Origin of the sequence: Herbaspirillum camelliae (assembly GCF_001929405.1) — a bacterium.
Lineage (GTDB): Bacteria > Pseudomonadota > Gammaproteobacteria > Burkholderiales > Burkholderiaceae_D > Herbaspirillum > Herbaspirillum seropedicae.
This window is the reverse complement of record NZ_KV880769.1, coordinates 2,891,303-2,905,008: the sequence shown is the minus strand read 5'-3', so window position 1 is coordinate 2,905,008 and position 13,706 is coordinate 2,891,303. Positions and strand designations below refer to the sequence as shown.

General features: G+C 64.6%; 11 protein-coding genes. 4 read left to right on the top strand and 7 right to left on the bottom strand.

Going from position 1 to position 13,706, the window contains the following annotated elements; genetic code table 11:
- Window position 1 precedes the first annotated feature (1 nt).
- From benB to BGK68_RS12905, 4 genes are all read right to left on the bottom strand, one after another.
- Window positions 2-496, bottom strand: a complete 495-nt coding sequence (benB, locus tag BGK68_RS12920) for a benzoate 1,2-dioxygenase small subunit (protein WP_075257431.1) — start codon at window positions 494-496, stop codon at window positions 2-4.
- Window positions 493-1,893, bottom strand: coding sequence for a Rieske 2Fe-2S domain-containing protein (locus BGK68_RS12915; RefSeq protein WP_075257430.1), 1,401 nt, complete (start codon window positions 1,891-1,893; stop codon window positions 493-495). The genes benB and BGK68_RS12915 overlap by 4 nt, the downstream gene beginning before the upstream one ends.
- Before the next feature lie 85 nt (window positions 1,894-1,978).
- A complete protein-coding gene (catA, locus tag BGK68_RS12910; RefSeq protein ID WP_075257429.1) occupies window positions 1,979-2,914 on the bottom strand; it encodes a catechol 1,2-dioxygenase in 936 nt (311 codons plus the stop codon).
- Window positions 2,915-2,960: 46 nt separating this feature from the next.
- Entirely contained in the window at window positions 2,961-4,157 is a 1,197-nt protein-coding gene (locus BGK68_RS12905; RefSeq protein WP_075259815.1) for a muconate/chloromuconate family cycloisomerase, read from the bottom strand.
- Between the two features lie 145 nt (window positions 4,158-4,302).
- Here BGK68_RS12905 and BGK68_RS12900 point away from each other — a divergent pair, with 145 nt between their 5' ends.
- The 4 genes from BGK68_RS12900 to BGK68_RS12885 all read left to right on the top strand — a co-directional run bounded on the left by BGK68_RS12900 (window position 4,303) and on the right by BGK68_RS12885 (window position 8,738).
- Window positions 4,303-5,274 (top strand): LysR family transcriptional regulator, encoded by a 972-nt coding sequence (locus BGK68_RS12900; RefSeq protein ID WP_075259814.1) that lies wholly within the window; start codon window positions 4,303-4,305, stop codon window positions 5,272-5,274.
- Between the two features lie 132 nt (window positions 5,275-5,406).
- Entirely contained in the window at window positions 5,407-5,694 is a 288-nt protein-coding gene (catC, locus tag BGK68_RS12895) for a muconolactone Delta-isomerase (RefSeq protein ID WP_013233325.1), read from the top strand.
- Window positions 5,695-5,704: 10 nt separating this feature from the next.
- The gene (gene pcaD, locus BGK68_RS12890; protein ID WP_075257428.1) at window positions 5,705-6,490 is read left to right on the top strand and encodes a 3-oxoadipate enol-lactonase; all 786 of its coding nucleotides are present in this window, start codon (window positions 5,705-5,707) and stop codon (window positions 6,488-6,490) included.
- Between the two features lie 541 nt (window positions 6,491-7,031).
- Window positions 7,032-8,738 carry a methyl-accepting chemotaxis protein gene (locus tag BGK68_RS12885; protein WP_075257427.1) on the top strand — a complete coding sequence of 569 codons (1,707 nt, stop codon included), beginning with the start codon at window positions 7,032-7,034 and terminating at the stop codon, window positions 8,736-8,738.
- A gap of 39 nt (window positions 8,739-8,777) precedes the next feature.
- Here the strand turns inward: BGK68_RS12885 and BGK68_RS12880 are convergent, their stop codons facing one another.
- The 3 genes from BGK68_RS12880 to BGK68_RS12870 are packed head-to-tail and all read right to left on the bottom strand — an operon-like array spanning window position 8,778 to window position 13,679.
- The gene (locus BGK68_RS12880) at window positions 8,778-11,591 is read right to left on the bottom strand and encodes an ATP-binding protein (RefSeq protein ID WP_075257426.1); all 2,814 of its coding nucleotides are present in this window, start codon (window positions 11,589-11,591) and stop codon (window positions 8,778-8,780) included.
- Window positions 11,591-12,343 carry a DUF4194 domain-containing protein gene (locus tag BGK68_RS12875; RefSeq protein ID WP_075257425.1) on the bottom strand — a complete coding sequence of 251 codons (753 nt, stop codon included), beginning with the start codon at window positions 12,341-12,343 and terminating at the stop codon, window positions 11,591-11,593. The genes BGK68_RS12880 and BGK68_RS12875 overlap by 1 nt, the downstream gene beginning before the upstream one ends.
- A complete protein-coding gene (locus BGK68_RS12870; RefSeq protein WP_075257424.1) occupies window positions 12,336-13,679 on the bottom strand; it encodes a hypothetical protein in 1,344 nt (447 codons plus the stop codon). Before BGK68_RS12870 ends, BGK68_RS12875 begins: the two co-directional genes overlap by 8 nt.
- Between the last annotated feature and the right edge of the window lie 27 nt (window positions 13,680-13,706).

The following is a 13,706-nucleotide window of genomic DNA, read 5'->3' as shown; positions in this document are numbered from 1 at the left end:
GTCAGACGTGATAGACGTCGATGACCTGGCGGATATAGTCGTTCTTCAGCACGATCTTCTTGCGGGCGATGACGAAGCCGCCCTCGACCTTGCGCAGTGTGGCCAGCACGGTGCCGAAGAACTGGTCGGTGATCTTGTAGCGGTGCGACAGGGTGTGGAAGTTGTAGCGCACCTCCACGACGTCGCCCTGCTCGTCCAGGACCTCGACATTGGCGATCATGTGGCTGGTGCGCGGCTCCGGCATGGAGGCGCTGGAACGCTCGGTCTTGATGCGGAAGACGCGGTCTTCCAGGCCATCGCGGTTGGCGTAGTACATCAGCGAGATCTCGCGCTGGGGGTCTTCGGTGATCTGGTCGTCATCGTCCCAGGCCGGCATCCAGTATTCGACGTCGGGTGCGTACAGCTCCAGCCATTGTTCCCACTGGCGCTCGTCCAGGTAGCGGGCTTCACGGTAGAGGAAGGCGCAGATGGCATTGAGTGGAGTGGACTGGCTCATGCTTGTGCTCCTTGTTGTGCTCCCTGTTTTGCTCCCAGCTGGACAGCGGCGCGTTCCTTCTTCACGGCATTGCGCATCTGTTCGGTCCAGTAGTGGTGCTGACAGACGAACAGGCCTTCGTCTTCGCTGCGCTCACCGCTCAACTTGGGGTGCATGCCCATCTTGCGGGCGTTCTCGTCCGGGCCTTCCTTCCACAGCGGCGCACCGCGACTCATGTCATTCCAGCGCACGGTCGAACCGGCATAGCCAGCCTGGCAGGCGCGGAATTCTTCCAGGTCGTCCGCCGTGCCCATGCCGGAGACGTTGAAGAAATCCTCGTACTGGCGGATACGCACGCGGCGGTCTTCATCGCTCTCGCCCTTGGGGCCGAAGCAGAAGATGCTGATCTCGGTCTTGTCCACGCTGATGGGACGGGCCACGCGGATCTGGGTGCCGAACTGGTCCATCAGGAACACGTTCGGATACAGGCACAGGTTGCGGGTCTGGGCCACGATGGTATCGGCGCGCGCCTGGCCCACGCGGGCGGCCAGTTCTTCGCGCTGGTTCCAGATCGGGCGCACTTCGGGGTTCAGGGTATTGGTCCACAGCAGGATGTGGCCATTCTCGAAGCCATACACGCCGGCTACCGCCTTGCTCCAGTTGTTGGCGTCGGTGGCCTTGGTGCCGCCTTCCTTGCGGCGGCTCATGGTGGCCGCATAGTTCCAGTGGACCGAGCTGACGTGATAGCCGTCGCAGCCGTTTTCCATCTGCATCTTCCAGTTGCCGTCGTAGATATAGCTGGAGTTGCCGCGCAGGACTTCCAGGCCATTGGGGGCCTGGTCGACGATCTGGTCGATGATCACGCGGGTCTCGCCCAGGTACTCTTCCAGCGGCAGCACGTCCTCGGAGAGGCTGCCGAAGAGGAAGCCGCGATAGCTCTGGAAGCGCGCCACGCGGGTCAGGTCATGCGAGCCATTTTTGTTGAAGGAGACCGGATACTCGGTGGTCTTCTCATCCTTGACCTTGAGCAGCTTGCCGTTGTTGGAAAAGGTCCAGCCGTGGAAGGGACAGGTGAAGCTGCTCTTGTTGCCATGCTTGCGACGGCACAGCATCGCTCCCTTGTGGGCGCAGGCGTTGATGACGGCGTTGAGCTGACCGGTCTTGTCGCGCGTGATCACCACCGGCTGGCGGCCGATCCAGGTGGTGTAGTAATCGTTGATCTCGGGGATCTGGCTTTCATGGGCCAGATAGACCCAGTTCGATTCGAACAGGTGCTTCATCTCCAGTTCGAACAGGTCCGGGTTGGTGAAGATGTCGCGACGGCAGCGGAAGACGCCATTGTCCTTGTCTTCCTGCAGGGCGCTCTGCAGCAGGGTGTCGAGCTCGTCGTACTGGTCGGCGGCGGCGGTGGTGTTCATGGTGCGGTCTCTCCAGGGTGCAAGCCGCCCCCGCGCGATGGCAGGCATCGCGGCGCAGTGCACGGCGGGGGCAGGTGGGGTAGCGTCAGGCTGCCAGGCGCGGACGGTCGACGATCTGGTTGTCGGCGCCGTTGACCAGCGAAGTCAGCTTGATGTCGAAGACGATCTCGGCGAACGGACCCTCCAGTCCTTCGGCCTTGATGCTGGCGGCGTCGGTGCGCTCCACCAGCGGCGGCACCAGGCCTTCGCGGGTGGCGTAGGCGAAGTCGTCATAGATCAGCGGATCGCCTTCGATGTTGATCTGGGTGGTCAGCTTGCGATGGCCTTCGGCAGTGACGAAGAAGTGGATGTGCGCCGGACGGTTGCCATGACGGCCCAGTGCATTGAGCAGGCCCTGGGTGGGACCGGCGGGCGGGCAGCCGTAGGCGGCCGGCATGATGCTGCGGAATTTGTAGCGGCCCTGGGCGTCGGTGATGATGGTGCGGCGCATGTTGAAGGGCTTTTGTTCACCGGTCGGGTCGAAGTGCGAGTAGAAGCCCTTGGTGTTGGCATGCCAGACCTCGACCTGGGCGCCCGGCATGGGCTTGCCGTCGGCTCCGTAGACGGTGCCGTGCATGATGATGGTTTGGCCGGCCTTGTCGCTGCCATCGTCCAGGCGGGCGAAGCCCTGCTCTACCGGCGCACCGGCGACGTACAGCGGACCTTCGATGGTGCGTGGTGTGCCGCCATCGATGCCCAGGGCGGCGTCTTCGGCGTCCATGCGCATGTCCAGGAAGCGGTCCAGGCCCAGGCCCGGTGAGAGCAGGCCGGCTTCGTGGGCGGTGCCCAGGCGATTGATGTAGGCCACGCCGGTCCAGTATTCGTCGGAGGTGATTTCCAGGTCTTCGATGGTCTTGAACAGGTCGGACAGGATGCGATGGACGATCTGCTTGGTGCGCGGGTTGCCGCCTTCGGTGTCCAGGCCACTGGCCAGGCGCAGGAAATCTTGTACTTCGCGGGTGCTGAAAATCTTGGCTGCCATGTTGCGTCTCCTTTTGGATTTATTGATTGCCGATGGGTTTATTGTTTTATCCGGCCAGCTTGGCCGGCCTCACTGCTGTCACTGTCGCGCCCTGTCTGCTGTCGCGCCGGAAATACTGTAATCGCTCTTCGTCCAGCGTAATGCCCAGGCCGGGACGATGGGGGATGGCCAGCTGGAAATCCTGGTACTGCAAGGGCTCGGCCAGGATTTCCTCGGTCAGCAGCAGCGGACCGAACAGTTCGGTCCCCCATTGCAGTTCGCGGAAGGTGGCGAAGGCATGGGCCGAAGCGATGGTGCCGATGGCGCCTTCGAGCATGGTGCCGCCGTACAGCTCGATGCCGGCGGCGTCGCCGATGGCGGCCACCTGCTGGGCTGCGCGCAGGCCGCCGGATTGTTCGATCTTGATGGCGAACACATCCGCGCCGCCGATGCGCGCCAGCGCAAATGCCGAGGCCGGGCCGGTCAGGGATTCGTCGGCCATGATGGCGATGGCGTGCTTGCCCTTGAGGCGGGCCAGCGCCTGGGGCGAGGCCACCGGTTGCTCGACCAGCTCGCAACCGGCATCGACCAGTCCGGCCAGTCCACGCTGGGCTTCCAGCTCGCTCCAGGCCATGTTCACATCGACCCGCACCGCACCGCGGTCCCCCAGCGCCTTCTTGATGGCGGCCACGTGGGCCACGTCTGCATCAACCTCGCGGCGACCGATCTTGAGCTTGAAGATGTTGTGGCGACGCTGGGCCAGCATGCGTTCGGCTTCATCGATATCCTTGGCGGTATCGCCCGAGGCCAGGGTCCAGGCGATGGGCAGGCTTTCACGCGCACGTCCGCCCAGCAACTGCGACACCGGCAGGCCGGTGCGCTGGCCCAGCGCATCGAAGAGCGCCGTCTCGACGGCGCACTTGGCGAAGCGGTTGTCGCAGATGGCCTTGTTCAGGCGCGCCATGATGGCCGGGATCTGGCTAGCGTCCGCGCCCAGCAGCAGCGGGGCGAAATAGGTATCGATGGCCAGCTTCATGCCCTCGGGCGACTCCGCGCCATAGGCCAGGCCGCCGATGGTGGTCCCCTCGCCCACGCCGACGCTGCCGTCGGCACAGTACAGGCGTACCAGCATCAGGGTCTGGCCGTTCATGGTGGCCATCGACAGCTGATGGGGCCGGATCGTCGGCAAGTCGACCAGGAAGGTCTCGACCCGGTCGATCAGCGCCGGGCCTGCCGCAGTGTTGTTGTGTAGTGTCGTCTCCATGACCTGCATTGAACACCCGGAAGGCCATCCATTGCCAACACCAAATACGTCTAGTTTCATACCTTTTTTATATAGTATTCTCGCAAATGCACAAAAAATCGCGAATTAGACAGTGTTAGTGCGCCTGGGATATGATTTCCTGACCATGGACATCAGACAACTGAAATACTTCGTCGCCGTCGCCAACACGCGCAACTTCACCCGCGCCTCCGAGCAGCTGCACATCGCCCAACCGCCGCTGAGCCGGCAGATCCAGCTGCTGGAGGAAGAGCTGGGGGTGCAACTCTTGCTGCGCAACAGCCGTCCGCTGCGGCTGACCGAGGCCGGCCGGCTGTTCTATGAACAGGCCCTGCAGATCCTCAACCGCCTGGACCAGCTCAAGAATGCAACGCAGCAAATCGGCCTGAACCAGCGCCAGACCCTCTCCATCGGCTTTGTCGCCTCGACCCTCTATGGCGGCCTGCCGATGCTGGTGCGCAAGTTGCGCCAGCACTATCCGGAGGTTGACATCCAGTTGCTAGAGCTGACCTCGATGCAGCAATTCGCTGCGCTCAAGTCGGGCCGCATCGATGTGGGCTTCGGCCGCATCCGCAGCAATGACGCCACGGTGGCGCGCATCGTGCTGCGCGAGGAAAAGCTGGTGCTGGCCATTCCGCCCTCCTTCGCCCTGGCCGACAGCGACCAGCGCGTGAGCCTCAAGGAGGTGCATGGACAGAAGCTGATCGTCTATCCCAAGGAGCCGCGTCCCAGCTTCGCCGACCACATCCTGAGCCTGCTCAACGACCAGGACATCCACCCGGCAGAAGTGCACGAGGTGCGCGAGATCCAGACCGCGCTGGGCCTGGTGGCGGCCGAATCGGGGATCTGCCTGATCCCGGCCTCGGCGCGGCTGCGCAATGACCTGCACTATCGCCTCATCGACGATGCGCGTGCGACCTCGCCCATCATCCTGACCCATCGCATCAACGACAACGCCTGGTACATCGAGGCCGTCAAACGGCTGGTGGCCGACATGTATGCCGAACATCCGGCCTGGCTGGACATCGATACCAACTCCTTCCCGGCCACCGGTTTTCCCATCCCCCAGCGCAAGCCCGCCGATCCTGGCGAAGGTTGACAGCGCCAGCCGCACACGCCTACACTGGATTGTGCGAATAAAGGATCATTGTTCGTTTATCGAACATCACAGCAAGCCTCATCAGCAATCCCGCAGGCAAGCGCCCCTCATCACGACAATGGAGAAGACATCATGCTGTTCATGGTTCAAATGCAAGTGAATATCCCCGCCACGCTGGACAAGGCGGTCGCCGACCAGTTGAAGAAGGACGAGAAGGAGATGTCGCAGAAGCTGCAGCGCGAGGGCAAGTGGCGCGACCTGTGGCGCGTGGTGGGCCAGTACGCCAATGTGAGCATCTTCAATGTCTCGGGCAATGACGAACTGCACAACATCCTCTCGGCGCTGCCGCTGTATCCCTTCATGACCATCTCGGTCACGCCGCTGACCCAGCATCCGTCGGCCATTGCCCAGATCGGCTGAGGGGACCTCGATGCCCTTTGCCAACGTCAACGACATACGGCTGCACTATCAACTGGAGGGCGATGCTGCGCTGCCGGTGCTGGTGCTGTCGAACTCGCTGGGGACCTCGCTGTCGATGTGGGATCCGCAGATGCCGCAGTGGCTGCAGCACTTCCGTGTGCTGCGCTACGACACGCGCGGTCACGGCCAGTCCGGGGTCACGCCGGGCGACTGCAGCATCGCCCAGTTGGGTAGTGATGTGATCGCCCTGCTGGACCATCTCGGGATCGCCCAGGCGCATTTCTGCGGTCTGTCCATGGGCGGCAGCACCTTCATGTGGCTGGCCGTGCATCATCCGCAGCGCGTCAACAGACTCATCCTCTGCAACACCGGCGCCAAGATCGGCACGGCCGAGGCCTGGAACAGCCGCATCGACACGGTCCGCCGCGAAGGCCTGGGGGCCATTGCCGGCGCGGTGGTGTCACGCTGGCTCACGCCGGAGTATGCCCAGACGCATCCCCAGCAGGTCGAAGCACTGACCGCGATGTTGCTGGCTACGCCCCCCGAAGGCTATGCCGCTGCCTGCGCGGCGGTGCGCGACAATGACCTGCGCGAGGCCATTGCCGGCATCCGCGCACCCACGCTGGTGATTGCCGGCAGCGGCGATGTGCCCACGCCGCCGGCCGATGCGCAATTCATGCGCGCTACCATCCCGGGAGCGCAGTATGTGGAGTTCGATGCCGCGCATATCTCCAACCAGCAGCAAGCCGCCGCCTTCACCCAGGCCGTGGTGCAGTTCCTGACCGGTCAAGCCTGACCGGATCGCGCGGCGCTGCCTCAGCGCCGCGCAGGGCGATGCCGTCCATTCCCCCGTTGTTCCCGTCATCCGCTTTCCCCTTCTCCCCTCTTTTTATCCTTTTCCCCCGCCTGTTCAAGGCAGCTGCATGCGCGCTCGGTGCAGCTTCTGTCGCGACTGTCATTGCCATCACCGCTATCACCGCTGTCGCAGCTAACCCAGCGTGCGAATCCACACAAATAATTTCCTTGAAAAAAGATTCGCCCGCATGTAAATTAAATCCATCAATTTAATCATATTTAGCTTATTAAATTGATTATAACGAATTTGTGATTCTTTGATAGAAAATTGTGCTTCGTTGCAGACACGGGCGGCGCGGAAGGCGGCCAGCCCGGACGGCGCCCCGGTTCAAGCTCAAGGGCAGAACACCGGCCGTTTTGACGACCCAGGCTGTGGCAGCTGTTGCACGGCGTCGTCAAGCCCATGCGGCCTTCAGCAGTATCGATTCGGGGCGAGATAAAGGATCCGCCCCGATTGACTTGATCTTACATAGGGGTTCGCCATGAATATCTCGCTAGTCTCCCGCTTCAGCATCCGTCAAATCTTCATCATGCTCACCGCAGTGATCACCCTGCTGATGACGCTGATCGTTCTCGCCGCCCTGGGTGTGGACCGCTACGACGCCAGGCTCAACGCCGCCAACGAGAGCCGCTATGCGTCCTTCCTGCTGGCCACCGAATTGCGCCAGAGCTCCGACGACCTGACCCGGCTGGCCCGCACCTATGTGGTCACGGGCGATCCGTCCTATGAACAGCAATACGAAGCCATCCTCGACATCCGTAACGGCAAGAAGGCGCGCCCTGAACATTACGGGCGGATCTATTGGGACTTTGTCGCCGCCGAGGGCAAGGCGCCGCGCCCCGATTCGAACCAGCACGTGGCGCTCACCGACCTCATGCGCGCAGCCGGCTTTACGGCCGCCGAAATGGGCAAGCTGGAAGAAGCGAAAAACAATTCGGACGCGCTGGTCAAGACCGAGGTCATCGCCATGAACATGGTCAAGGGTCTCTATGCGGACGCCCAGGGCAATTTCACCAAGCGTGCCGACCCCGATCTGGCGCAGGCGCGCGACCTGATGCATAACCATGCCTACCACGTCTACAAGGCCAAGATCATGCGCCCGGTCGATGAGTTCTTCGCCATGCTCGACGCCCGCACCGCAGAGCAGGTCGAAAGCGCCCGCGCCCAGGCTACGCAGATGGCGGCCATCTTCTACAGTCTCATCGCCATTGCACTGGTGGTATTGGCCTGCACCCTGATGCTGGTCTACCGCGCCATCCGCAATCCGCTGGAGCATGCGACCTCGGTGGCCCGGCGCGTGGCCCATGGCGACCTGACCGCGCAGATCGATCCCGAGATCAAGGGCGAGACCGGCAAGCTGCTGGAAGCACTGACCATCATGCAGTCCGGCCTGCAGACCATCGTGCTGGACGTGCGCAATGGCGCCCAGCATATCAATACCTCGGCCAATGAAATCGCCTCGGGCACGCTGGACCTGTCGTCCCGCACGGAACAGCAGGCCAGCTCCCTGGAAGAGACCGCCTCGTCCATGGAAGAACTGACCTCCACCGTGAAGCAGAATGCCGGCAACGCGCGCCTGGCCAGCGAGTTGGCCAATACCGCATCGGGCGTGGCGGTGCGGGGTGGTGAAGTGGTCGCCCGCGTGGTCGATACGATGGGCGCCATCAACGAATCGTCCAAGCGCATCGTCGATATCATCGCCGTGATCGACGGCATCGCCTTCCAGACCAACATCCTGGCCTTGAACGCTGCAGTGGAAGCGGCCCGTGCCGGCGAGCAGGGACGCGGCTTCGCCGTGGTGGCCACCGAAGTGCGCAGCCTGGCGCAGCGCTCGGCAGCGGCCGCCAAGGAGATCAAGACGCTCATCGACAATTCGGTCAGCAAGGTGGAGGCCGGCAGCACCCTGGTCAATGAAGCCGGCAGCACCATGCGGGAAGTGGTGGAGAGCGTGCAGCGGGTCACCGAGATCATCACCGGCATCAGCAACGCCAGCCAGGAACAGGCCAGCGGCATCGAACAGATCCAGCAGGCCATCAACCAGATGGACCAGGTCACCCAGCAGAATGCGGCCCTGGTCGAACAGGCCTCGGCGGCTTCCGAATCGATGCAGATGCAAGCCCACAAGCTCACCGACCTGGTGGGCGCCTTCAAGACACCCACGGCGATGGGAATGATGGTGGTCGCCTAGCCCGCCCCAACTGGCGCCGGGGCGGCGGCATGTGCCGCCTCAGGCGTCCAGCCGCAGGCGCCGCTGCAAGACCCCGATGGGCGGCGCCCAGCGGGCTTCGCGCGGTTTCTTCGAGGTCACCAGCGTGATATCGGCGGGCTCGAAGACTTCGACGTTGTGCGTGATCGGTGTGGTCAGCACGTATTGCGCCCGGGTCGACTTGAGGAAGTTGCCGACCAGCTGGATGTTGCGCACGTCCAGGTGGGCAAAGGGTTCGTCGATGAAGACGAAACCGCCGGGCATGTCGTCGTCCTTCAACAAACCCACCAGCAGGATCAGCGACTTGATCACCTGCTGCCCGCCCGACGCCTCGCCGTCATTCAAGCCAATCTCGCCCTTGCCATCGAAGTTGAAGCTCACCTTCAGCTCCGCCTGACGCAGCACGGCGTCGTCGTTGTCCAGGTGCGGCAGGTCGGCGCTGACGATCACGCCAGCCAGCGCACCCAGGTCGATGATGTTCTTGCGATAGCGCCGCACAGTGGCGCGCAGCACATCGATATAACGCTCACGGGCATTGCCCACGGCTTCCTCGGCCTGTGCGTTGCTGATCTTGCGGGCATCGAGCTCATTGCGCTGGTTGCCCACGGTGCCTTGCATGATCAGGTGCTTGTCTTCGACAGCGCCGTCCTTTTCCCACTGGCCGCTTTCCAGTTCGTTTTCCACCGAGGTCATGCGCAGTTCGGCCTGCTTGGCATTCGTGTATTTTTCGTACAGCAATTGCAGGGATGCACCGCTGATCCAGCGCTGCGGGAAACCGGCCTTCTGCGCCCGCGAGGCCAGCGCGCGGGCGCGCTGCTCGTCGTGACGCATGCGCCATTCGCGTTCCTGCCCTGCCAGGTCGCCTTCGCTCTCGCGCAGGCGGCGCTCCAGGGCGGCGTGCTTGCCATCGATGATGGTGCGCTGTTCGATGGCGGCGGCATGGTGCAGGTCCAGCTGCGACCAGCGTTCGCTGGCGGCCATGCGGGCCTGGCGCAGCGAGGGCAACTGGCGGCGCGCCTCTTCGAATTCTTCACTGCGGCGCGCCAGGGCTTCGGCGGCCAGGTGGCCCTGGGTGGCTTTCTTGGCGGCGTCGAGCTGGCGCTTGACTTCGCTCTGCTTGAGCACGATGTCGGTGAGCTGTTCGTCCAGGCTGGCCAGGCGCTTCTGGATCGAGGCCTGGCGCGAGGCCATGGCGGCGGCACCGAACTGGTAGTCGCCCGGATCGCGCCAGACGCTGCGCCCGCCCCGGCCATCGCGCCAGTAGGCTTGCGGGGTGATCCATTCGCCGCCCACGCGCGCACCTTCGACCGTGTCGTCCACACGGCGGATCTGGGCCAGTTGGCGTAGCAGCCAGGACGGCGCCTTGGCCGAGAAGCGCAACACGGCCAGGAGGCTGTCGGCATTGGGCTTGTCCGGTGCGCTGGCCGCATCCGCGACGACGTAGTGACGATAGCGCTCACGCTCGGCCAGGGCCATGGCGGCCGCTTCATCCTTGGGGTCCTCCAGCACCACCACCCAGCAGGAAGCGCGCAGCACGCCTTCGGCCGCAGCGCGCCAGTGATCGTCGCTGATCTCGATGACATCGGCCAGGATGTGGTGGGCAATGCCAGCCTGGCGCAGGCTGCGGGTGAACTGCTGGACGTCGCCCGGCTTGGGCGCCTGGCGCTGTCCGGAGACGCGCTCGAGCGCCTCCTGGGCGTCCTTGCGTTGCTGCTCCAGCGCGCGCCAGCGGTCATGCAGATCGCTCTTGTTCTGTTCCAGTTCTTCCACCCGCGCCAGCAGTTGGGCGGCATCGCCCTCCACCGCCGACAGGGCCAGCAGTTCGTCGGACTGCTTGACCAGTTCTTCCACCGGCTTCTCGGCATCGCGGGCCTTTTGCTGGGCCTGCTGGGCCTCGGCCTTGTCGCGCTCCAGGGTCGCCACCTTCTCGCGGGCGGCCTGCTGCTGGGTCAGCAGCGCCGACAATTGCAGGGTGTCGCTGCTGCGCTGGCGGCGCTGACTATTGTGATGCAGGCGCTGGCGATGCAATTCGCGCAGGCGGTGGGCCGTGCCCTGGCGTTCTTCATGCCAGCGCAATACCGGGATCACTTCAGTGGCCAGGGTTTCGCGCTCGCGCAGCTTGCCCTGGTATTGGCGATACAGGGTGACACGGCTGTCGAGCTGGGCCAGTTGGGCTTCGCTGTAGGCCAGTTCCTGCTCGGCCAGCGTGACCTCGGCGGCCAGGTCGCGCTGGTGACGGCGCGCTTCTTCGTAGCGGTCCAGCACTTCCTGGTCACCGAAGACTTCGAACACCAGGCGCAGCAATTCCTTGGGCGAGAATTCGCACAGACGGTCGGTCTGCCCCTGTTCCAGCGCCAGCACGCGGGCAATCGCACGCGACAGGCCGGCCCCTTCCAGGCGCTTGCGCCAGTGGTCCAGGCCCAGCCAATCCTTCTCGGGCAATTGCGCCAGGGTCTCGATGGCGACATCGCCATCGCTCATGCAGTAGCGGCGCTGCCAGTCGCCGCCATTGCGCTCGATGCGGCAGGCCAGCGTGACCTGGTCGGCGTAGAGCAGGTTGCGGGCGAAGGGCCGGGTCGAGGTCTGGCGGCCATGCGGACGGTTGTCCACCGTGGCGCGCAGCCAGGTGGTGTCGGCATTGGCGTGGCGAGCGTAGGTCTTGTAGCTGCGTCCGCCCGAGCATTCCAGGCCCAGCAGGGTGCGCATGGCGTCCAGCAGCGTGGTCTTGCCCGAGCCGTTGGGGCCGGCGATGGTGATGATGGAGCCGTCCAGCGGCAGGGTCAGGCGCTGGCAGTAATCCCACTGCAGCAGTTCCAGAGATTGCAGGTGGAACATCAGGCGTCTCCCTCGGCGGCTGGTTCGGATGGTGCGGATGGGTCGGTGGCGGCGGCGTCCTGATCACTCTCGTGATCGCTCTCGTGATCAGCCTCGGGGTCCGGCTCGCGGGCGCCGGCGCGGGCCAGCACATCACCCAGCGCGCCATCGAGGATGCGCGGGGCCAGGGCGTCATAGTCCAGCAGCAGGTCCAGCAAGGGACCTTCGGCGATGTCGTCACCGCGCCGCACGATGAAGCCGTGCGCCTCCAGGCGGCGCAGGTTGGTATCCATGCGCGTCTTCTTGCCGAGCTGGTTGCCGAAGTCGGCCAGCAGCGCCTTGTAGGACACCACCGGGCTGACCTCTGCGGCGCTGGGCATGGGTTTTTCGGTCTGGAACATCTCGTCCTGCTGCTGGCTATCGTCACCGCCGGCGCGGGCCGACTGGCGCTCGCGCTTGGGCAACACGATCAGCGACCACAGCACCACCAACAATGAAATCGCATCACGCGGCAGGTCGAGGTTGTTGTTGGCGTTCATGCCGGCTTCGCCGAAGACGACGTACTCGGCCGGGCGCACCAGGGCCACGCTGATATGGTCGGCGTGGATGTTGTCCACCAGGCGCAGGCCGACCTGGGTCAGGCGGTCTTGCAGGGCTTGCCAGAGGTCGGCATCGACCAGGGCGCGGCGCACGCGGGGATGCTTGCGGGGCAGCCAGCGGCGCGCCAGCAGTTCGGCGGCCAACAGGCCTGCCTCGTCTAGGGTCTCACTCATTCGGTCTTTCCCGGGATGGATCTGGATGGATGGCCCCGGCGCTCATGGCGGCCACATCGGGGTCATCGGTTTTTTCTACGCGCGGCAGGAAGCCGACGTGCCAGGGCAGGCGCGCCAGGTCACCGGTCTGCCCTTGCAGGGTCTGGGCCTGGCGGTCACCCAAGAGCGGTAGCAGTTGCAAGCGATAGGCGGCCTTGCCAAAGCTGCCGCCCAGCACCACCGAGGACAGCGGCTGTGGTTGCAGCTCAGCCGCATCCTCTGCAGTGGAGGTGGGCAAGGCGCCCAGGCGGCCCAGTTGCTCGATCAGTTCGCCCAGCTCGGCGGGCATGCGCAGCGCTTCGATCTTGCCCTCCACCGCCTGGGCGGGCGGCGGCAGGCCTTGCGAGCGCTGGGTGTCGGGACGGTCGCGTTCGAACTCGCCCTCGGCCACGTCCAGCAATTCGTGGCCGCTGACGAAGACGGGTTTCACACCGATGGACAAGGCTTCGCCCATCAGGGACGACAGGTCGGGATGCAGTTGCAGCCAGCGCCGCACGTCCGAACTGGTCACACCGGTGCTGCCCAGGGTGACGCGCTGGCGGTCGGCCTGTTGCAGGGCGCGGGTGAACTGGCTGGCCATGGTCAGCAGGCGCGCCTGACCATTGCCCAGGGCGCGGGCTTCGCGCTCCAGGCGGGCGTCGGCGTGTTCGCTGCGGATCAGGGCGGTGAGCGCTTCGCCGGCGCGGTTGACCAGCTTGAGGGCGCGTTCGAAGCGCGGCTGGGCCTGCCGCAGCAGGGCTTCCGAGCCGCTTTCGATGGCGTCGGCGAACTGGTCGTGCAGGCGCGCCAGCTGGGCGTGCAGATGGCGGATCTGGCTGGCGTCGGACAGGCCCAGCGCCTGCGCGCCCGCCACCTGGGAGAGCAACGCGGCCATCTCGTCATCCTCGCCCACGGCGCGCGTCAACGGGGCCAGCAAGGCTTGCACCTGCTGGGCGATGGGCGGGAGCTGGTAATCCTGGTCGGTGGCGTTCCAGACCAGGAGGCCGAGGTCGCGCAGGCGTTTGAGGGCGGCTTCCATGGCCTCGGGCTTGAGGGCGTAGAACAGCTGGTTCAGGTCTTCACGCTGCAGGCGGCCTTGCGGCAGGGCCGCCAGCTCCAGGAACACCCAGATGCGCAGGCGCGCCGCTGCCTGGCCGCCGGAGACCAGCCCGCGCAGCGCATCCAGCACGTCCAGCCGCTGGCCCAGGCTCCAGGCCAGCGGCGCTTCCGTGGCCTGCGAGGGGTCGCGGAAATAGCTCTCGAAGGAGCCGGATTCATGCTCGTCGCCAAGGGGAGCGGGGTCGAATTCTTCTGTCAATTTATCGTTGGGGTTGGCCAGGACTGC